Origin of the sequence: Variovorax sp. W1I1 (assembly GCF_030815625.1) — a bacterium.
Classification (GTDB): domain Bacteria; phylum Pseudomonadota; class Gammaproteobacteria; order Burkholderiales; family Burkholderiaceae_C; genus Variovorax; species Variovorax paradoxus_C.
Map to the genome: position 1 here is coordinate 5444400 of NZ_JAUSWZ010000001.1, position 19497 is coordinate 5463896.

Annotated in this window: 17 protein-coding genes and 1 pseudogene; 14 read left to right on the forward strand and 4 right to left on the reverse strand. The window is 63.1% G+C overall.

The window, feature by feature from the left end:
* The first annotated feature begins 2 nt into the window (after nt 1–2).
* From QFZ83_RS25310 to QFZ83_RS25330, 5 genes are read left to right on the forward strand one after another with little or no spacing between them, the layout of a single operon-like run.
* Nucleotides 3–833 carry an ABC transporter ATP-binding protein gene (locus QFZ83_RS25310; RefSeq protein WP_307510995.1) on the forward strand — a complete coding sequence of 277 codons (831 nt, stop codon included), beginning with the start codon at nt 3–5 and terminating at the stop codon, nt 831–833.
* Entirely contained in the window at nt 830–1576 is a 747-nt protein-coding gene (locus tag QFZ83_RS25315) for an ABC transporter permease (RefSeq protein ID WP_307510997.1), read from the forward strand. The genes QFZ83_RS25310 and QFZ83_RS25315 overlap by 4 nt, the downstream gene beginning before the upstream one ends.
* A 9-nt stretch (nt 1577–1585) precedes the next feature.
* A complete protein-coding gene (locus tag QFZ83_RS25320; RefSeq protein WP_307510999.1) occupies nt 1586–2368 on the forward strand; it encodes a fumarylacetoacetate hydrolase family protein in 783 nt (260 codons plus the stop codon).
* Nucleotides 2365–2751, forward strand: coding sequence for a nuclear transport factor 2 family protein (locus tag QFZ83_RS25325; RefSeq protein ID WP_307511000.1), 387 nt, complete (start codon nt 2365–2367; stop codon nt 2749–2751). Before QFZ83_RS25320 ends, QFZ83_RS25325 begins: the two co-directional genes overlap by 4 nt.
* A 20-nt stretch (nt 2752–2771) precedes the next feature.
* Nucleotides 2772–3749, forward strand: coding sequence for a tripartite tricarboxylate transporter substrate binding protein (locus QFZ83_RS25330; RefSeq protein ID WP_307511002.1), 978 nt, complete (start codon nt 2772–2774; stop codon nt 3747–3749).
* Between the two features lie 105 nt (nt 3750–3854).
* Here the strand turns inward: QFZ83_RS25330 and QFZ83_RS25335 are convergent.
* A pseudogene (locus QFZ83_RS25335) lies at nt 3855–4667 on the reverse strand (Bug family tripartite tricarboxylate transporter substrate binding protein); the annotation flags it as partial.
* Between the two features lie 24 nt (nt 4668–4691).
* Nucleotides 4692–4910 carry a transposase gene (locus QFZ83_RS25340; RefSeq protein ID WP_307511004.1) on the reverse strand — a complete coding sequence of 73 codons (219 nt, stop codon included), beginning with the start codon at nt 4908–4910 and terminating at the stop codon, nt 4692–4694.
* Between the two features lie 344 nt (nt 4911–5254).
* Here QFZ83_RS25340 and QFZ83_RS25345 point away from each other — a divergent pair, with 344 nt between their 5' ends.
* Nucleotides 5255–5485 carry a hypothetical protein gene (locus tag QFZ83_RS25345; RefSeq protein ID WP_307511006.1) on the forward strand — a complete coding sequence of 77 codons (231 nt, stop codon included), beginning with the start codon at nt 5255–5257 and terminating at the stop codon, nt 5483–5485.
* Between the two features lie 104 nt (nt 5486–5589).
* On the opposite strand, the gene QFZ83_RS25350 is transcribed toward QFZ83_RS25345, so the two are convergent.
* Nucleotides 5590–6258: a TetR/AcrR family transcriptional regulator gene (locus tag QFZ83_RS25350; RefSeq protein ID WP_307512811.1), complete on the reverse strand. Its 669-nt coding sequence runs from the start codon at nt 6256–6258 to the stop codon at nt 5590–5592.
* Between the two features lie 281 nt (nt 6259–6539).
* Between QFZ83_RS25350 and QFZ83_RS25355 the strand changes: the two genes are divergently transcribed.
* The 4 genes from QFZ83_RS25355 to fahA all read left to right on the forward strand — a co-directional run bounded on the left by QFZ83_RS25355 (nt 6540) and on the right by fahA (nt 11308).
* Nucleotides 6540–7454 carry a tripartite tricarboxylate transporter substrate binding protein gene (locus QFZ83_RS25355; protein ID WP_307511008.1) on the forward strand — a complete coding sequence of 305 codons (915 nt, stop codon included), beginning with the start codon at nt 6540–6542 and terminating at the stop codon, nt 7452–7454.
* Nucleotides 7454–8227, forward strand: coding sequence for a cyclase family protein (locus tag QFZ83_RS25360; RefSeq protein WP_307511011.1), 774 nt, complete (start codon nt 7454–7456; stop codon nt 8225–8227). Before QFZ83_RS25355 ends, QFZ83_RS25360 begins: the two co-directional genes overlap by 1 nt.
* Before the next feature lie 18 nt (nt 8228–8245).
* A complete protein-coding gene (locus QFZ83_RS25365) occupies nt 8246–9940 on the forward strand; it encodes a CocE/NonD family hydrolase (RefSeq protein ID WP_307511013.1) in 1695 nt (564 codons plus the stop codon).
* Between the two features lie 84 nt (nt 9941–10024).
* Complete coding sequence (fahA, locus tag QFZ83_RS25370; RefSeq protein ID WP_307511015.1) at nt 10025–11308, forward strand: fumarylacetoacetase; 1284 nt, start codon at nt 10025–10027, stop codon at nt 11306–11308.
* A gap of 1005 nt (nt 11309–12313) precedes the next feature.
* On the opposite strand, the gene QFZ83_RS25375 is transcribed toward fahA, so the two are convergent.
* On the reverse strand, nt 12314–12745 hold the full coding sequence (locus QFZ83_RS25375) for a MarR family winged helix-turn-helix transcriptional regulator (RefSeq protein WP_307511017.1): 432 nt from the start codon (nt 12743–12745) through the stop codon (nt 12314–12316).
* A gap of 109 nt (nt 12746–12854) precedes the next feature.
* On the opposite strand from QFZ83_RS25375, the gene QFZ83_RS25380 reads away from it, so the two are divergent.
* From QFZ83_RS25380 to QFZ83_RS25395, 4 genes are read left to right on the forward strand one after another with little or no spacing between them, the layout of a single operon-like run.
* Nucleotides 12855–13796: a zinc-binding dehydrogenase gene (locus QFZ83_RS25380; RefSeq protein WP_307511018.1), complete on the forward strand. Its 942-nt coding sequence runs from the start codon at nt 12855–12857 to the stop codon at nt 13794–13796.
* Nucleotides 13793–15247: an efflux transporter outer membrane subunit gene (locus QFZ83_RS25385; protein ID WP_307511020.1), complete on the forward strand. Its 1455-nt coding sequence runs from the start codon at nt 13793–13795 to the stop codon at nt 15245–15247. The genes QFZ83_RS25380 and QFZ83_RS25385 overlap by 4 nt, the downstream gene beginning before the upstream one ends.
* Entirely contained in the window at nt 15244–16368 is a 1125-nt protein-coding gene (locus tag QFZ83_RS25390; RefSeq protein WP_307511021.1) for an efflux RND transporter periplasmic adaptor subunit, read from the forward strand. The genes QFZ83_RS25385 and QFZ83_RS25390 overlap by 4 nt, the downstream gene beginning before the upstream one ends.
* Before the next feature lie 11 nt (nt 16369–16379).
* A complete protein-coding gene (locus tag QFZ83_RS25395) occupies nt 16380–19469 on the forward strand; it encodes an efflux RND transporter permease subunit (RefSeq protein WP_307511022.1) in 3090 nt (1029 codons plus the stop codon).
* Nucleotides 19470–19497 lie beyond the last annotated feature (28 nt).

Below are 19497 nucleotides of genomic sequence, written 5' to 3' on the forward strand. Positions count from 1 at the left end.
CCGTGAAAAGAGACATCCCCGAAAGGGCCTTGGCCGACGTGCTGCTACAGCTGCGGCGGCTGGGAATTTCGTACGGCACTCACGATGCCGACGAACGCCACTGGATCCTGCGCGACTTGGACCTGAGCGTCCGCGAGGGTGAGTTCGTGACCGTCATGGGCTCTTCGGGCGCTGGCAAATCGACGCTTCTGAACTTGGTGGCCCAGACGCTGCAGCCTTCTGCAGGTCAGATCGCCTTTCGAGGGGAAGTCGTGGGTGGTGCCGACATGCCGCCCAACCCCGGCAGCAGCCGCCAGATCGGCTACGTCACGCAGGATGACAACCTGCTGCCTTGGCGCACCGTGTGGGACAACGTGATGTTCCCGCTTGCGCTGGCCGGCAAACCTTCGCCATCGGATGTCGATCGGGTCCGACGGTTGATCGATCAGGTCGGCCTGTCGCAGTGGACGAAGCACTACCCGCATCAGCTGTCGGGCGGCATGCGCAAGCGTGCATCCCTGGCTCGCACGCTTGCCTACAACCCGCCGGTCGTCCTGATGGATGAGCCCTTCGGCGCGCTCGACGCCGAGACCCGGGCGCAACTGCAGTCCGATTTGCTCGAGCTGTGGGCGTCCGAGAGGAAGACGATCCTGTTCGTCACGCACGACATCAATGAAGCCATCGCGCTGGGCGATCGCATCATCGTGCTGTCGGGTTCACCCGGACGAGTCGTGCTGGAGCGCCGCATCGACATCGATCGTCCGCGCGACCCGGAACTGATCTTCAAGGCGCCGACATTCGCGGGGCATTACGACGCCATCCGCGAGTGCCTGCGGAGCGCCGGCCACCCATGACCAAGCAGGAGATGCTTGCTGCGAAAGCGCTGGGCCTTGTCGCTTTCGCGTCGGTGTGGGAGCTCGCCAGCCGCTGGGTCGGTGATTACTGGGTACCTGGCATCGGGCAGGTTGCCGGGCGGATCTGGACAGAACTACTGGCAGGGAAGCTCCTTGTCGACCTCGCCGCCACCAGCCAGTTGCTGCTGGCGGGCATGTCCATCGGCGCCGCATGCGGATGTGCCGTCGCCTGCATGCTGAGGCTCGCCCCGCGGCTCGACATGCTGATGCAACCGTTCATCACGGCCGTCATGAGTATTCCGAAGCTGGGCCTGGTTCCCCTGCTCGTGCTCTGGTTCGGGACCGGCTGGATGCCCAAGGTGATGCTGGTCGCACTGACGGTACTGTTCATCGTCTTCTCGCTGACCTACGCCGGCCTGGCCGCGGTGAATGCGCGCCTGGTCATGACCGCGCGCGTGTTCGGCGCCAGCTCGCTCCAGCTGACACGTCACGTCGTCGTTCCGAGCGTGCTTCCTTTCATCTTCACGGGACTTCAGGTCGCCTTGCCATGGGCAGTCAGTGCGGCGCTCGTTGCCGAGTACCTCGCTGCCAAGGTGGGGATCGGGCACGGCATCGAAGAGGCGCGGCAACTGAGCGATTCGGTGGGGGTGTATTACGGAATCGCCCTGGCGACGGTTCTGGTCCTGCTTTGCAACGGCGTGCTGGCGTTCGCTCGCAAACTGGCCATCAAGGTTCAACCATAGGAGCACTGAGTGAAGATCTATAAGTTTCTGCAAGGTGGCCAGCCCCGGTTCGGCGTACTCGAGGAGCCTGGCACCGTCCGGATGATGAAGGCATCGCCATTCGAGGGCAGCATCGAAATGGGCGAAGAGACCTGGCCACTTTCAAGCCTCGTCCTCCTGCCACCCACGGTGGCACACCCGCGAATCTTTGGCGTGGGCCTCAACTACAAGTCCCATATCCTGGAGACTGGTCGCCCGTTGCCGGAGATTCCGTCCATCTTCATGAAGCCGGACACCGCCCTCATCGGGCATGGTCAAAGCATCGTATATCCGAGCGGAAGCACGGTCGTCCACTACGAAACTGAACTGGTCGCGGTGATCGGACGCAAGGCCAGGAGCGTCGCTCGCGAAGATGCGCTGCACTACGTGCTCGGCTATGCCTGCGGTAACGACGTGAGCGAACGCACCATCCAGCGCAAGGAAATGTCCTTGGGACTCATGACCGTGGGCAAGGCCTTCGACACCTTTGCGCCCGTCGGGCCCTGCATCGACACGTCTGTCGACCCGTCGAAGCTCCGGATGCGGGGGCGCTTGAACGGCGTCGTCGTGCAGGATTGCCAAACCTCCGACCTACTGTTCGGGGTGGACGCGCTGGTGGCCTACCTGAGCAAGTCGATCACCTTGATGCCCGGCGACCTCATCATGACCGGAACGCCCGGCGGCATCGGTCCACTGAAGCCCGGCGACATCTTTGAGATCGACATCGAAGGCGTGGGCGTGCTTCGCAACGACGTCATCGGAGACAACACATGACCACGAAAAAACCCGACGTTCGCTCGCAGGTCCTGGCGGCCGACGAGTCGAGGTACCAAGCCTTGTACCGGCAGGACGTGGCCGAGCTCGGACGCATGCTGGTTGATGACGGCTACGTCCATATCCATGCAAACGGCAACGTCGACGACAAGGCGGCCTTCCTGGCGTCGATCCAGGCGGCCAGGTATCGCTTCATCAACGCCGAACGCACGGCGCAGCAGGTCCGCCTTGCCGGTCCGCTTGTCCTGTTGCACGGCAGGACCCGCACCACGCTGGACGTTGCAGGCGAGACCAAGGTTATGGACAACGCCTTCACGACGGTCTGGAAGCAGACTGAGGACGGTCTCAAGCTGCTGCATTGGCAGGCCACCAGGCGCATCTAGCGCGATGAAGGGACAGACGCATGCACAACACAGCACGCCGGCCGTTCTCGGCCCTGTTGGTGGTAACGGCCATCGGTATCCCCTTGGCAGCCTTCTCCCAGGCGAAATATCCGTCCAGGCCGATCACGCTGGTCTTGCCGGCCGGCGCCGGGACCGGCGTCGACATCATCGGTCGGCTTGGAGCGCAGAAGCTGTCGGAGGTGCTCGGTCAGCCTGTGGTGATGGAGAACGTCGTGGGTGCCAGCGGCGTCATCGGCGTCCAGAAGGTCACCCGTGCGAAACCAGACGGTTACACGCTGCTTCTCGCGTTCAACCAGACGATCACCATGAATCCTCACGTGGTCGCCAATCTGCCGTATGACCCACAGAGGGAACTGTTGCCCATCTCTCAGTTCGCGGCTGCGCCATTCGTCTGGATGGTCAACGCGCAAGTGCCGGTCAAAACGTTCCCTGAGCTGGTTGCTTATGCGAAATCGCAGCCAGGCAAGCTCGCGATGGGCGTCACCGGCTTCGCTTCCGCCGCCTATCTCGGCTCGCAGTTGCTGGCCTATCAGACAGGGGCCGAGGTTCTGCCAGTGAACTACGCAGGCAATTTCAGCGCCGACCTGATGTCCAACGTGGTCCAGCTGTCGATGAGCCCCGCCGCGCAGGTGCCGGCCCTGGTGGCAAGCGGAAAGGTTCGCGCGCTGGCGCAGACGGGGGAGCGCAGAGCTGACGGGATGAAGGACATCCCGACCGTCAGTGAAACAGTGCCCGGTTATGTCATTGATGCCTGGTACGGCGTCTGGGCGCCGGCGGGTACGCCGAAGGATGTCATCGCGACCTTGACCGAGGCTTGGCGATCGGTCGCTTCGAAGCCGGAGATCAGGGAGCGCCTCGCAGCCCTTTCTGCCGTCGCCGTCGGGAGCACGGCCCAGGAGCTTGACGAGCTGATTCGCAAAGAGACAAAGATGTGGGGGGACGTCGTCAAGGCCCGGAAGATCACCCCTGCGCAATAGGGCTCGGTTCCGGAGGCACCTTTTGCGGGAAGCGGTCGAGGGTGTGGGCCTGGCGACGGGATCTGGCAGAAACAGCCAACGGTGCAGCTTGCAGCTGCCCGCGCGTCACTCGAGCCGAATATTGGATCTCTGCACAACCGTCTTCCATTTCGCAGACTCGCTCCCCAGGAACCGGCGCATCTCCTCCGGGGTGCTGCCCCAAGGTTCGATGTCGAACTCCAGCAGGCGGCGACGGGTCTCCTCGGCCTTCGCCATCGTCGCGACGGCTTGCGAAAGCCGGCCGATGATCGCCGCGTCAGTGGATTTCGGCGCCACGAGGCCGAACCACACGAGCACCTCCATGTCCTTGAAACCCTCTTCTGCGAGCGTCGGAACGTGAGGGAACAATGCACTGCGGCGTGCACCCGTCACCGCGAGTGCCCGGATGGTGCCCGCGCGAGTGTGCTGCACCGCAGTCGTGGTGTTGTCGAACATGGCGGAAGTACGTCCCGACAGAAGATCCGTGTAGGCAGGCGCCGTCCCTCGGTAGGGAACGTGAAGCATCTCCGTCCCAGTCCGATACTTGAACAGTTCACCTGCGAGATGAAGGGGCGAGCCCGCGCCGGCGGAGGCGTACGAATACTGCGTCGGCGACGAACGTAGGATCCGAACGAATTCCGCCACGTTCCTGGCGGGCACCTTGCTGTTCACCACAAGCACCAGCGACGAACTACCCACAACGCTGATCGGTTGGAAGTCGCGCTGAGGGTCATATCGCAGGTTCGGATAGACGCTCTGGTTGATGGCGAGACTAGCCGTATTGCCCAGCAGAAGCGTGTACCCGTCCGGCCTTGCAGCGGCCACTGCCTGCGCACCGACAGAGCCCGCCGCACCGCCGGCGCGGTTGTCGATCACGAAACTTCCGGGCATCGCCTCGGCGGCAGCGTGTTGGCACCGATCCGACTACTTGGCGCCCGACGCACTCGCCTGCTTACGAACACCAGGCTCATGACGATCGCGGCGCGCTGGCCCCGCCGACTCACCGCTCGCGAACAACCAAGCCTTGTGTCCCATTGACCATGGCCTCGCGAGATTCTCAATGCCGTTGTTTTCGACGCTCACCTCGCCGTCAAGCAAGTGATGGGTGAGCTTGCCCCTGTAGTTAAAGTTGTAGTCGATCACCTTGGCCTGAACGACTCCATGCACTCACTCATATGCTCAGCTTGATCAAAGGTGGCTCACAACAGGACGGCAGGTATCGTTTCACTGAACTCGTGCACAGACTTCACTTCCACTTCACCTGGTCCAAGCACACTGCATATCGACAGTGGTTCGGCGCTGGTAGGGGTCAGGGAGGAAAAAAGCCGCTCAGGGAATCGCCCCGATGCCAACCGCTGTCACTCTTCAACATACTCACGAGAAAGATGCGCCTGTGCTGGCGTGCTTGGTGCACAGCCGATTCCGGGTCTCGCACTAATGCGTTGCACGATGCACAAGCAAGTCAACAGCGGCGGGAGAATTTACGCATGACCACGAACCAAGAGTTGCCCGACGAGACGCTGAGCGCAATGGCGATCGGGTGGCGCAGGAAGGCGCTCGAGGGAGATCTTCACGCCCGCGGAATAGCGCACGAGCTTGAGACTGAATTGCGCAGGCGCGCCGGTGCGCCGTTCACCAACTACGACACTCTCGATATGCGGCCGCTCGAATTGAGGGCGGCGCGCCCTCGTTGGTGGCGGTTCTGGCGCAGACACTGAGGCCATGCGACTGCGCGGTGCTGCCCAGGCCCCCACGATCCGGAGGCCTCAAAATCAATCTCAGGCGAGTTTCGTGGTGCACCCCGCCTGTTAGGAAGCCGTCCCTACGAAGAAGCAGACACCCGAATGCCACCGACGACGAAGTCAACAAGCGCGTTCGCAATGTACTGCGTGTCCGTTGTTCCGGTCTTTGTGCCCGAAAGGCGATGGAGGCGATTAGGTCGGCCCCTATCAGTCAGGAAGAGCACCACGGTACTGACCATCAGCATGTAACGCAGGTACATCAAGCTCAAAGGAATCTCGGGCACTGCGTCGTGGAGCGCCACCACGAACTGCTTGGCCATCGGGTCGAAGTGTTTCTTGATCACCCGCTCCGTCATCGGCGAAGGTGAAAGGCGGTGCTTCAGGATCAACTGCGCAAGCAATTGACCTTCAGTGGCTGCGCCCTCCCCGACGTACGGAGCGACAAAAGCCCTGACGATCGCCGTCACTTCTGGCCGCGTGCCTCCCTTTCCTGCTGCCGCCGTGATCTCTTTCAGGGCCAGCGTGCGGCGTTTGTTGACGCGCGCTGACAGCTCATCAAAAAGTGCCTCGGCCAGCGCTTCGGTGCCTCCGAAGTGGTAGTGGATCGCCGCGACGTTGACGCCGGCATGGCTGGTCAGCGTTCGCACAGGCACCCCGTCTATGCCTTTCTCGGCATACAAGGCCAAGGCGGAATCGAGGATCTTCTGCCGGGTGAGTCGATCGGATGAAGGGGGCGTTGGTCCTGGCATGTCCACGCGAGGCTAAGGAGTTGGGTCAATACGCGTCACCGCAGTGCGGCGTGCGATGACCATGGGCATTTTGCATCATCCAGTCAATCACTTGTTTCAATCGAGCGACCGAATCGATTAGATCCGTAGAAACACTTGATTGAAACACATGTTTTATTTGCCTAGAATGCGCTCGCTACCGGCTTCCGGCGTAGTCAGCGCCGGCCGGTGCCATAGGAGACAAGCCCATGTTGAATCGAAGAGAGGCGCTCGCAGGCATCGCTGTCACGCTCGCGGCCCCCATGTCGAGCGCGGCGACGACGGACCTGCCCGAGATGATGAGGATCGTGATGCCGTTCCCTGCCGGCGGCGCCCTCGACGGGATGACGCGCATCTTTGCAGACACCTATCAAAAGGTGACCGGCCGGCAATGCATCGTCGACAACAAGCCCGGCGCGGCCACCACCATCGGTGCGTCAGAGGTGTCGCGTGCGAAGCCCGACGGTTCGGTGGTGCTCTGGACCACCGGTGGGCACCTGACCAACGGGGTACTGATGAAGAAGCTGCCCTATCACCCGATCGATGGCTTCACGCCCCTATCGATGGTGTATTCGACCTACGGCTTCGCGCTGCTGCACAGGACAAGCGGACCCTTCAATACGCTGGCCGAGTTCGTCGCTGCAGCAAAGAAGCAGCCTGGCAAGTTGAGCTATGCGTCAGCGGGCAACGGAAACACGACCCATGTGGTCGGCGCCCTGTTTGCCAAGCAGGCGGGAATCGATTTGATCCATGTTCCTTACAAGGGAACGCCCCTCACGGATCTGATCAGTGGCGTGGTGGATGTCTCGTTCATCGCGCCGTCGTCGGTGATGCAGTACATCGAGGCCAAGAAGATCAAGGCTCTCGCGATCACTGGGGCGCAGCGTGCAGAGACGTTGCCCACTGTGCCGACGTTCGCGGAACTGGGTATGCCCGACATCGACATTCCTGCATGGATCGGCATGCTCGCGCCACCGAAGATGCCGCCCCAGGTCTTGGCCACGCTCTACGAAGGCGTCGCGAAGACGCTGGCCGACCCGGGTTTCAAGGAAAAGATGATCACGTTCGGCAACAAGGTCTCGGGCATGCCGCCTGATCGGTTTAAGGCGTACCTCGAGAGGGAGTTCGCGCGCTACCAGCGGATCCTTCCTCCGCTCGGCATTGAAATGGATTCGTAATGTTCAAGAAAATCGTCGACCTTTCCATTTATCTCGAGAACGATGTGATCTCGGATCCTCCAGCGTTTGCGCCCAGGATTCACTACATGAACCATTCGGAGAGCTTCAGCCGGTTGGCGCAGTTCTTCCCAGGGCTCAAGGCGGAGGATCTGCCGGACGGTGAGGCGTGGGCAGTGGAGAAGGTAGAGCTCAGCACGCACAACGGCACGCACCTCGATGCGCCGTGGCATTTCGCATCCACGATGAATCACGGTGAGCCGGCGATCACTATCGACGAGGTGCCTCTCGAGTGGTGCCTGCAACCAGGGGTGAAACTCGACTTTCGTCATTTCAAGGACGGGTACGTGGTGCAAGCGACTGATGTGGAAGCGGAGTTGAAGCGCATTGGCCACACGCTGAAGCCGCTGGAGATCGTGGTCATCAACACCCGCGCAGGCAGCCGCTATGGCAAGCCTGATTTCGTGCAGTCGGGGTGCGGCATGGGCTATGGCGCGACGATGTACCTGCTCGAGCGCGGCGTGCGCGTGACCGGTACGGACGCCTGGAGTTGGGACGCGCCATTCCAGTACACCGCCGAGCGCTACAAGCAGGACAAAGACCCGGCAGTGATCTGGGAGGGGCACAAGGCCGGCCGCGACATCGGCTACTGCCACCTGGAGAAGTTGCACAACCTGGAAGTGCTGCCGCCGAACGGATTCTTCCTGTCTTGCTTTCCGGCCAAGATCCGCGGCGGCTCGGCGGGCTGGACGCGAGCTGTCGCGCTGTTTCAGTGACGTGAATCGGAACGAAAAATGATCTTTGAAAAGAATGTGTCGATCCGCCTGCGCGACGGCGCGGTTCTCAAGGCGAACGTTTTCCGCCCGGACGGGGATGCCCCCGTACCGGTTCTCATGACGCACGGCCCCTATGGCAAAGACGCGCATTTCGAGGATGCCTTCAAGCCGCAATGGGACGAACTGAAACGCCTGTATCCGGGCATCGACACGGAAGGCAGTTCCGGAAAGTACCTGCGCTGGGAGGTGGCCGATCCAGAGCGCTGGATTCCTTGGAACTATGCGATCGTGGTGGTCGACAGTCGAGGCGCTGGTGAATCGCCCGGCAAGCTGTGGGTGTGGTCGCCACAGGAGATAGACGACTATGCAGGCTGCATCGAATGGGCGGGAACGCAGGAATGGTCCAGTGGCAAGGTAGGCCTCCTTGGCATCTCGTACTACGCGATGAATCAGTGGCAGGTCGCCGCGCGCCGGCCGCCTCATCTGTCGGCGATCTGTCCGTGGGAGGGAGCCAGCGACTTCTACCGCGATGCCAGTCACCACGGCGGGATCTTCGGCAACTTCTTCTTCGAACTCTGGTTCCCGAAGCAGATCCTCTCGGTGCAGAACGGCAAGGCCGACAGTCCCTACATCGACCGGGAAACGGGTACGACAAGCACGGGCGAGGCACTGGACGACGAGGTTCTGCGCGCTAACCGGGTGGATGTGATCGATGAGTTCCGATCGCATCCGCTCGTCGATGACTGGTATGCCGCAAGATCTTCGAAGCTCGCGGACATCGAGGTGCCGGTCCTGTCCGCAGGGAACTGGGGCGGCATGGGGCTGCACCTTCGCGGCAACGTGCAGGGCTTCCTGGGCGCAGGTTCGCGGCACAAGTGGCTGCAGATGCATGGCGGCACGCACTGGGAATCCTTCTATCTGCCAGAGTATGTGCAGATGCAGAAGCGCTTCTTCGACAGGTTCCTCAAGGACGAGCCCAACGGATGGGACGAACAACCCCCTGTCATGCTGGAGGTGCGCCATCCGGACCGGTTCGAGCAGCGCTTCGAACACGAATGGCCGATGGCGCGAACGCAGTGGACCAGGCTCTACCTTGATGCGCAGGCCAACAAGCTGGCATCCGAACCCGTCGCTTCAATCGCCACAGCTACGTACCGTGCGCCAGAACGCGGCGTCGAGTTCATCAGCGCGCCCATGGATGCATCGACAGAGTTCACCGGGCCGCTGTCACTGGTTGTGTGGCTTCGCTCAAGCACCAAAGACATGGACCTCTTCGTGACTGTCCGGGCGTATGACCCCGATGGCCTCGAAGTGCTCTTCCGAGGCGCAACCGATCCACAGGTGCCGGTCGCGCAAGGGTGGCTGCGCGCCTCGCACCGCAAGACCGACCCGGCCCGGTCTCGTCCGGGCCAGCCGTTCCACACGCACACCGAGGTCGAGCCCTTGACACCCGGCGAAGACTATCGGGTGGAGGTAGAAGTCTGGCCCACGTCCATCGTGCTTCCACGCGGGTATCGGCTTGCAGTGCGTGTCGACGCGCAGGACTTTGAACGCGAGGGCGCGACAGGGCCGCGCAAGGGATCAGGGCCGTTCCTGCATACCGACCCGCTGGACCGCAACCCTGATCTCTTCAGCGGCGAGAACACCATCCTGACTGGCGGTCGCTACGAATCGCACCTGATGCTGCCGCTAATTCCCTCCCGCGACAACTGAAGCGCTTTCCCAGTCACAGCCCCTAACCGGGTGACTTGGGAGCGGCTCGCGAGCAGACAGCACTTCGACCACGAAGGATCCACCTTGACCGCCCCGTTCGATAAGAACTCGCCCGACCTCGCCAGTTGGGTCGAGAGCGCCAACGCACCCGAAACCCCTTTCCCGATCCAGAACTTGCCCTATGGCAGATTCAGACGGGATGCATCCGATCCGTGGTCGATCGGCGTGGCCATCGGTGACCAAGTCCTGGATGTACACGGTGCGGGACTCTTCCACAGTTCGGACATGGTTCATTGGCTGACGCTGGACCGCGCACAGCGGCAAGCCCAGCGCCGAGCGACCTCGATGGCCTTGCAGCACGGCGGCGAAGACCGTGCGCGCATCGCGCCGTGGCTGGTTCCGATGAGCGCGGTCGAACTAGGCCTACCTTGCGATGTCCGCAACTACAGCGACTTCTTCATCGGTATCCATCACGCATGCAACACGGGACGCCTCTATCGACCTGATGCGCCGTTGCTGCCGAACTACCGCTGGGTGCCCATCGGCTATCACGGACGTGCGTCATCGATACAAGTCAGCGGGCGCGATTTCTTGCGACCCAAGGGGCAGGTTAAGCCCGCAGGCGAAGAGGCACCGTCGATGCGGCCCAGCGACCGGCTGGATTTCGAGTTGGAGATGGGCATCGTCATTGGCCGCGGGAACGCACAGGGCGATGCAATCCCGATCGACGAAGCCGAGGACCACATTGCGGGCCTGACGCTCCTGAACGACTGGAGCGCACGTGATCTCCAGGCTTGGGAAGCGCAGCCGCTCGGGCCGTTTCTGGCGAAGAGTTTCGCCACGACACTGTCGCCTTGGATCGTGACTCTGGAGGCCCTGGCGCCGTTCCGCAAACCCTTCGTCCGTTCACCCGATGAACCGCAGCCACTGGCCTACCTGGAGGCTCAGACGGGCCGCGAACTCGGGGCGATCGATGTGACGCTTGAGGTCTGGCTACAGACGCCACAAATGCGGGCCCAGGGTCAGAGCGGCGAATGCATCGTTCGCACCGGCCTCGCCCAGGCGGCGTATTGGACAGTGGCCCAACTGGTGACGCATCACACCATCAACGGGTGCAACCTGATGCCGGGCGATCTACTTGGAACCGGGACGCTTTCCGGCGACGGCCCGGGCCAAGCGGCCTGTCTGCTGGAAATCACAGAAGGAGGCAGGCAACCACTGCGGCTGTCGAACGGCGAGGAACGCCTCTTCCTGCATGATGACGACACAGTGACCTTGCGGGGCTATTGCGAGCGTCCCGGGCACCGTCGGATCGGCTTTGGGGACTGCACAGCGACAGTTCGAAAAGCGAAGCCTTCACGGAGGTGAGGAATTTTATGGGTCAGCCGGCCTAGACTTGCGGGCGTGCGAATCCGTGGGTGGCAGCTCTGGCGCTGAGGCCATGCGCGTGCGCGGTGATGCCCAAAGTCCGACGCTGCGGCCAACCGACGATAACGACAGGCACGTAAACACCCTGTTATCGGTCCTTGGTTCGGGCGCACCTCTCAACTCGTGATAACCACAGTCACGAGAACAACCATTTATCGGTGGTTGGTCCGGTCTCACATCTCAATTTGCAACACCAAAGTCACGAGAACGCCCCATTACCGTAGGCTGGTTCAGTCTCACGCCCAGCTTGCAATAACGAAGGTCACGAGAACATCCCTTTATCGGTGACTGAAAGCGCAGCGGAAACGGCAGGAACACGCTGGACCTAGGTCGGCACTTCGACCTGCGAGCGGCAGGTATGCAGCGATATCCGCAACGTAAGCACGCAGCCAACACATCTTGACGACCGCGATCTGAGATGCGCCCGGTTGGCTCGACGTGTTCATCAGCTTGTAGCAACATCTGCCAATGCCGAAGTACCGATGGTCATGTCTCGCTTGCGGTGAGACGAATTCGAGTGAGTTGGAGGCTTGCACCTCGTGCCAATGCTCGGCCCATGCTACGTCGGCGCAGATCACCGCGAACCGAACGAGGTATGTCGAGGGAGGCGGTCGACTTCTGGGAGAGGCTGCGATCAGCGGTTCCGAAGACCTCTCTGCTTTCGAGGTTCTCTGCAAGCCGGTGATCTTGTTCCTCTTTGGGTGGTGGCCAGGCAGGCGCCCTTAGGCGGTCAACTTGGCTTCCAGAGATGCGGCAACAGTTCGTCGATGCGGCTGTGCGGCTGTGCGGCTGTGCGGCTGATCAGTACGCGCCTGTCGCGTGCCAGAAAGAGGCGACGCCCTTGATTCAGAACCGGGCGATGTGGCTCACACAATTGCTGGCACAGACTGAATTGATCTCATCTCAAGAGATTTTCGGCCGTCGGATTTGCCGTCCCTTTGACCTTCAACCCTTCCGAGCTTCGAACATGCGCTGAAGCAACTTCTGAAGGAGCTGCTGATCTGACGCGCTGAGCTGTTCAATGATCGGGGCCAGTGCCTGTTGCCCTTGGACCCGCAGCCGCTTGACGAGCTTGGCCCCGTCGCTCGTCAGAAAAACGTCTGTCGCCCTGCCATCTTCTTCGTTCGGCGCGCGCGCTACCAGTCCCCTCTTTTCTGCTCGGGCGATAAGCCCTGACATCGTCTGCTTCTCCAACCCGAGGTAGTCGGCGAGTTCGGCCATTCGCGGGCGCCGATCCCACAGGATTCCTAGGACGCGGATCAGCGAGAGAGACAGGTCGTTCTCGGCGCCAATCTTGTTGATCACGGCCATCGTGACAAAGGCGGTCGTCACAAGTGCATCGGCCAGCCCCTCATCGGACGCGGGGGCTTCCTTCATGGATTTTTTCTCTCTCGTCATGGCTCCATATTGACATAGTTCGTATTACGTATCAATAATAGATCGTACTACGAACTTTATAGCCGACGTGCCCACCGAAGGAGAACCCATGAAAGCTGCTGTCATCACCTCGTTCGACCACCCTCCGCACTACAGCGACTACGCCGATCCCGTGCCCCAACGGCCGGGAGAAATGCTCGTCGAGGTGCTCGCGGCCGGCCTGCATCACGTCACTCGCGGCCAAGCTTCGGGCGTTCATTACTCCGGCGGTGGGGGGCTGCCGCTCATCCCGGGTGTCGATGGCGTCGGACGCGGTACCGACGGCAAGCTGCGCTACTTCGTGCAGAGCCCTGGGCAAATCGGCACGATGGCCGACAGGACGGTGATCGAACTCGACCACAGCATCGAGCTGCCGATCGACAGCGATCCAGCAACGATCGCGGGCGCGATGAATCCCGCGATGGCGTCCTGGCTCGCGATGCGTTGCCGCGCGCCGTTTCAGAGAGGGCAGAAGGTGCTCATCCTCGGTGCCACCGGAAGCTCAGGAAGCATGGCCGTGCAGATCGCCCGGCACCTGGGAGCGTCGCGGGTCATCGCCGCTGGGCGCGACAAGGAGAGGCTCGCGAAGCTGCCCGCGCTTGGCGCCACAGAGATCGTGACGCTGGGGGATGCCGGGTTGGGCGCCCTTGCGCGCGACGTCGATGTCGTGCTCGATCTCGTTTGGGGTGAGAGTGCGGTTCGCGTCATGGAGACCGTACTCAATCAACGGACGGATCGCAGCTTGCCGATCACCTGGATACACATCGGCTCGACGGCAGGTGAAGTTGCTGCCATCCCAGGCGCCTTCCTGCGTTCTGCAAGACTCCAGATCCTGGGCAGTGGATACGGCTCGGTGCCAGGTCGCGAGATCCTCATGGAGTTGCCAGCGCTGGCAAGAGAGATCGCAGGCGGAACGTTCCGGATCGCCGTGAAGGCCACGCCACTGCGCAATGTGGAGCAAGCGTGGGTCGAGGCAACCCACGCGAGCGAGCGCATCGTTTTCACACCATGACGAACGGTCGCCTGTCCTCCCTGGTCGCGACCTACGGGCTGGTCCTGCTGTTGGCAGCCTGCGCCAGCCCGTCATTGCGCGCGCCTGTAGCCATTGAGCTGCCCGAGGTCTGGCGCGCGCCCTTGCCCCATGACGGATCGACGGTGGCACTCGCCGATTGGTGGAAGGCATTTCCCGATCCGATGCTCGTCCATTTGATCGAACGTGCCCAGGCCGCCAACCCGAACCTGCAGGTCGCCGCCGCTCGGCATCGGCAAGCACGCGCCTTGGTCACACAAGCCCGAGCCGGCCTGCTGCCGCAACTTGGCGTAATTGCCGCATCGAGCCGTGGCAAGAATCTCAACAGCGTCCCCGGCGTTTCCACCCAGTCCGACGTCCAGTTCAATGCCAGTTGGGAGATCGACCTTTTTGGCGGCAAGCGCGCCGAAGCCGATGAACAGGCGGCGCAAGCTGACGCCGCGCAACACGACTGGCACGCCGCCCGCGTGACGCTGGCAGCCGATGTCGCCGGGGCCTACGTGAACCTGCGGCTGGCTCAGGCGCGCGAGGAAGTAGCCGAACTCGACGGCCTGCTGGCAGCTCAGCTTGCCGCGTGGGGGCGACAACAGCAGGCGGTCGGCCTCATGAACGCCAGCGACGTGGCCTTGTTGCAGACCGATGCTTCCCTCGCCACGGCCCGTCGCAGTGCCGAGCGAGCCGAAGCGCAGGTGGCCCTGCAGGAACTGGCCTTGCTGCTCGGCGTGTCGGCGACTCCGTTGGCGGCCGAGCTGCAAGCCCCCGCCTTGCCCGCCGCCTGGATATCTCCTCGCCGCTCGCTTCCCGGCGCGCCCGCCTTCGCGGTCCACACGATGCCGGCACAGTTGCTGGCGCAGCGTCCGGATGTGGCCGCGGCCCATCGGCGCTGGTTGGCCGCGCAGGCCCACCAACGCAGCGTGGACGCCCAGCGCTATCCGCAGCTCAGTCTGGGTGCATTGATCGGCGAAGCGCGTCTGCGTGTAGGCGGAGAGAGTTCGGTGAGTTCCCTGTGGTCGATCAGCCCGAGCTTGACGCTGCCGCTGTTCGACGGTGGGGCACGCCGGGCACAAGGCCAGGCTGCGCTCGCCGCAGTCGATGAGGCGGCTGCAACCCTGCAAGCGAAGTGGCAAACCGCCGTCGCCGAAGTCGAGGAGTCAATGGAGCGCACGGCAGCCACGCGCGACCGCCAGCGCGAAGCTGAATCCGTCGCGCGTGAGTGGCAGGGCATTGCACAGCGTGCCGTCCTGCAGGCGCAGGCAGGCCTGCACAGCGGAGCACAGCGTGTCACTTCGCAACGCAATGCATTGGCGGCGCACGGCGACTTGCTTACCGCCCAGGCGGATCAGGCACAAGCCTGGTTCCGTCTGTACCGCAGTCTTGGCGGTGGTTGGAACGCCGGCCCGAGTCCCATCGATCAACTTGCCGCTCAACCATGAAACTTCACCCCGTCTACCCCTTTTCTGCAGTCGTCTGTCTTTGCGTTGCCTCCGCCGTGCTGCTTGTCGTCACGCGCAGCGCCGCCCAACCGACGCCGTCCCCTGATGCGCCCCCCGCACTGACGGTCAAGCCAACTTCCGCCGTTGCACAGCGGTGGCCGCAGACACTGGCCGCAGTCGGCAGCATTGCTGCCTGGCAGGAAGTGGTGATCGGTGCCGAGATAGGTGGCCAGCGCCTGTCGCGGCTGCTGGTCGATGTCGGGGACAGGGTGAAACAGGGGCAGCTTCTGGCGCAACTCAGCCCTGGCACCCTGGAAGCCGATCTGAACGCCGGCCGTGCTGCGCTTCAGGAGGCCGAGGTCAATGCCGCAGAGACGGGCCGCGCTGCCGCCCGTGCCAAAGCGCTACAGGGCACCGAGATCTTGTCGGCCCAGGCCATTGATCAGGCACTGGCGGCCGGCGATGCCGCGCAAGCCCGTCTGGCCGCAGCCCGCGCACGGGTGCAGGCCGATACGCTGCGGCTGGCCTACACCCAGGTGCGCGCGCCAGACGACGGTGTGATCAGCGTCCGGCCTGCTGTTGAAGGTGTGCTCGTTCAAGCGGGCGCAGAAATCATGCGCCTGCAGCGCCAGGGCCGGCTGGAATGGCGCGCCGAATTGCCGGGGCCGGAACTCGGACGCGTGGCACCAGGCCAGGCCGTGATCATCAACCCAGGCGGTGCGCAGGCCACCGAAGGCCGCGTTCGCAAAGTTTCGCCTCAGGTCGATCCGCAAAGTCGTACCGGCATCGTGTACGTGGACCTCAAGCCCGCCGCGCCGGTGCGCGCCGGCCTGTTCGCCCGTGGTGAGCTGCTGTTAGACCAGCACACGGTACTGACGCTCCCCGAAACCGCCGTCCTGCTGCGCGATGGTTTCAGCTATGTGCTCCGCATCGATGGCGACAGGGTGCGCCAGCAGAAAGTAGTGTTGGGCGCGAGGCGCGGTGATCGGGTGGAGATCCGCGAAGGGCTTGCCGCCGACACGGCAGTCGTCGAATCCGGCGTCGGCTTCCTTGCGGATGGCATGACGGTGCGCGTCACCGCCGCCAGTCCGAATGCATCCCCCCGGACCACCACGCGCTGAAGGGGAAGACCATGAACTTCTCCGCCTGGTCGATCCGCAACCCCGTGCCGGCCATCCTTCTATTCGTCATGCTCACGGTGGCTGGGCTGTTCGCGTTCCACGGCGCCAAGGTCCAGAACTTCCCGGACGTGGATCTGCCCATGATCACCGTCATGGCCAGCCTGCCAGGCACTGCTCCGGCCCAGATGGAAACCGAGGTTGCGCGCAAGCTGGAGAACGCGATGGCCACGATGAAAGGGCTCAGGCACCTGCACACGAAGGTGCAGGACGGCGTGGCCACGGTCTCCGCGGAATTCCGCCTCGAGAAGCCGCCGCAGGAAGCCTTGGACGACACCCGCGCTGCCGTGGCCCGTGTGAGAGCGGACCTTCCTGCGGCCTTGCGTGATCCCGTCATCAGTAAGGTCGAGTTCAAGAATGATCCGATCCTGACCTATACGGTGGCATCGCCGCGCATGGACGACGAAGCACTGTCGTGGTTCGTCGATGACCAGATCACCCGGCGCCTGCTCGCCGTGCCCGGCGTCGGTTCCGTCATCCGCGTGGGCGGTGTGAACCGAGAAGTGCGCGTCGAGCTCGACCCGGACCGATTGCTGGCATTGCGTCTGAGTGCTGCCAATGTCTCGCGCCAGCTTGTCCAGGTCCAACGCGAGGCACCGGGCGGACGTACCAGGCTGGGCAGTGGCGAACAACCTGTGCGCATGGTCGTCGCGGCACCCTCGGCCAGCGCCCTCGCTGCCATGGAAATCCCATTGCCCGATGGACATGTCGTGCGGCTGGATCAGGTGGCCACCGTCACGGATGGGCTGGCCGAGCGGCGCAGTGGCGCCTTTCTCAACGGCAAGCCGGTGGTCGGCTTCGAGATCCTGCGCACCACGGGCGCCGGTGACATCGACGTTGCCAACGGCGTGCGCCAGGCGCTCGCGGTGCTGAAGACGCAACAACCGGACATCCAAATCACGGAGGCGATCAACGCTGTCGATCAGGTGGTGGAAAATTTTGAAGGCAGCATGTCGCTGCTCATCGAGGGCGCGTTGCTCGCGGTGCTGGTGGTGTGGATCTTCCTGCGCGACCTGCGCGCGACGTTTGTCGCCGCCGTGGCGCTGCCGCTGTCCATCGTCCCCAGCTTCCTGTTCATGCAATGGATGGGGTTCACGCTGAACCTCATCACCTTGCTGTCGCTGTCGCTGGTGGTCGGCATCCTGGTGGATGACGCCATCGTCGAAATCGAGAACATCATGCGCCACCTGGCGCAAGGCAAGGAGCCCCTGGTGGCCGCCCGCGAGGCGGCCGACGAGATCGGTCTCGCGGTGATCGCCACTACTTTCGCGCTGATCGCCGTCTTCCTGCCCACCGCCTTCATGACAGGTCTGGTTGGCAAGTTCTTCGTGCAATTCGGCTGGACCGCATCCATCGCCGTGTTCTTCTCGCTGGTCGTGGCGCGCTTGCTCACGCCGATGATGGCGGCCCACCTGCTGAAGAAGCCGAGCCGACCCCACGCCGAACCATTCTGGATGCCGGCCTATCTGAAGGCGGCACGCTGGGCCTTCACCCACAAGGTCGCCACACTGGCGATCATGGGGGCCTTCGGCATCGCCAGCTGCACGCCGCTGCTCATGGGTGCGATCAAGGTCGACTTCATTCCGCCGGGCGATCTGAGCCAGACCCGGATCAGCGTCGAGCTGCCGCCAGGCAGCACCTTTGAACAGACGCGCGCCATCGTCGATCAGGTGCACGCCGCCGTGACTGCGCATCCGCATGTGACGATGGTCTACGCGGCCGTCGGCGGCGGCAGCACAGGAGGCAACTTGACCGGCGGCGTTGCCGAAGCGCGCACGGCAAATTTGACGCTGAACCTGACGCCACGCAAAGAACGCCCGGGCCTTACCCAGCAGCTTATCGAGAGCGAGCTGCGCACACGCCTGCAGGACGTTGCCGGTGCACGTGTCAACTTGGCCGCGAATGTAGGCTACACACTGGTGCTCTCCGGCGAGGACAGTGACCTGTTGGCGCAACATGCGGCCACGGTAGAGCAGGAACTGCGCAGCCTGACAGGGATCGGCCAAGTGACCAGCAGTTCGAGCCTGCAGCGACCCGAGTTGATCGTGCGCCCGGACACTGCCCGCGCGGCCGATCAGGGGGTAGCGACCGATGCCATTGCAGAGACGGTGCGTGTGGCGACCTTGGGAGACTACGACCAGTTGCTTCCGAAGCTCAACCTGAGCCAGCGCCAGGTGCCGATCGTGGTACGGCTGCCCGACGAAGCGATGAGAGACCCGGAACTGCTGCGTCAGCTGACGGTGCCGGGTGCGCGCGGTCCGGTTCCGCTGCGTGATGTGGCTCAGGTGGAGATCGCCAGCGGCCCCGCGCAGATCAATCGCCTCGACCGTTTGCGCAACGTGAACTTCGAGATCGAACTCAACGGTCAGGCCCTGGGCGATGTGCAGAAGCGCGCCGCCGCGCTGCCCAGCCTATCGCACCTGCCGCCTGGTCTGTTCAAGAACGAGATTGGACCAGCGGAAACTTCCAACGAGCTTGGCCGGAGTTTCCTGCTGGCGATGGGAACGGGCGTGGTCTGTATCTACATCGTGCTGGTGCTGCTGTTCCACGCCTGGGTGCAACCGGTGACGATTCTCGGAGCGCTGCTCTTGTCGATCCCGGGAGCGATCCTGGCCCTGTTCGTGACCGGCACCAACCTCAGTATGCCCGCCATGATCGGGATGATCATGCTGATGGGCATCACCACCAAGAACTCCATCCTGCTTGTGGAGTACGCCATCGTGGCGCAGCGCGATCACGGCATGTCCCGGCTCGAGGCGCTGCTCGACGCCTGCCACAAACGCGCACGTCCGATCGTGATGACCACCCTGGCGATGGGCGCAGGGATGCTCCCCATCGCGCTGGGCTTAGGCGCCGATCCGAGTTTTCGCGCGCCGATGGCCATCGTTGTGATCGGCGGCCTCGTCACCTCCACCTTTCTGAGCCTGCTGGTCATTCCAGTCCTCTATGAAGTCGTTGATGACTGCGTCCAACGCTGCACGCCGAAGCGCTGGATGGCGGCGCGCGAAGGAGTCTCGATCGTTCGCACTTTCCCCAACCCTTGAACCGCGCTTGATCGCCTGCATTGGCAGG

What these genes read in the sequence shown, in the direction of transcription:
- QFZ83_RS25315 (WP_307510997.1), top strand. Translation starts at nt 830, where the DNA reads ATGACCAAGCAGGAGATGCTTGCTGCGAAAGCGCTGGGCCTTGTCGCT.
- QFZ83_RS25325 (WP_307511000.1), top strand. Translation starts at nt 2,365, where the DNA reads ATGACCACGAAAAAACCCGACGTTCGCTCGCAGGTCCTGGCGGCCGAC.
- QFZ83_RS25330 (WP_307511002.1), top strand. Translation starts at nt 2,772, where the DNA reads ATGCACAACACAGCACGCCGGCCGTTCTCGGCCCTGTTGGTGGTAACG.
- QFZ83_RS25345 (WP_307511006.1), top strand. Translation starts at nt 5,255, where the DNA reads ATGACCACGAACCAAGAGTTGCCCGACGAGACGCTGAGCGCAATGGCG.
- QFZ83_RS25350 (WP_307512811.1), bottom strand. Translation starts at nt 6,258, where the DNA reads ATGCCAGGACCAACGCCCCCTTCATCCGATCGACTCACCCGGCAGAAG.
- QFZ83_RS25355 (WP_307511008.1), top strand. Translation starts at nt 6,540, where the DNA reads ATGTCGAGCGCGGCGACGACGGACCTGCCCGAGATGATGAGGATCGTG.
- QFZ83_RS25360 (WP_307511011.1), top strand. Translation starts at nt 7,454, where the DNA reads ATGTTCAAGAAAATCGTCGACCTTTCCATTTATCTCGAGAACGATGTG.
- QFZ83_RS25365 (WP_307511013.1), top strand. Translation starts at nt 8,246, where the DNA reads ATGATCTTTGAAAAGAATGTGTCGATCCGCCTGCGCGACGGCGCGGTT.
- QFZ83_RS25375 (WP_307511017.1), bottom strand. Translation starts at nt 12,745, where the DNA reads ATGAAGGAAGCCCCCGCGTCCGATGAGGGGCTGGCCGATGCACTTGTG.
- QFZ83_RS25380 (WP_307511018.1), top strand. Translation starts at nt 12,855, where the DNA reads ATGAAAGCTGCTGTCATCACCTCGTTCGACCACCCTCCGCACTACAGC.
- QFZ83_RS25385 (WP_307511020.1), top strand. Translation starts at nt 13,793, where the DNA reads ATGACGAACGGTCGCCTGTCCTCCCTGGTCGCGACCTACGGGCTGGTC.
- QFZ83_RS25390 (WP_307511021.1), top strand. Translation starts at nt 15,244, where the DNA reads ATGAAACTTCACCCCGTCTACCCCTTTTCTGCAGTCGTCTGTCTTTGC.
- QFZ83_RS25395 (WP_307511022.1), top strand. Translation starts at nt 16,380, where the DNA reads ATGAACTTCTCCGCCTGGTCGATCCGCAACCCCGTGCCGGCCATCCTT.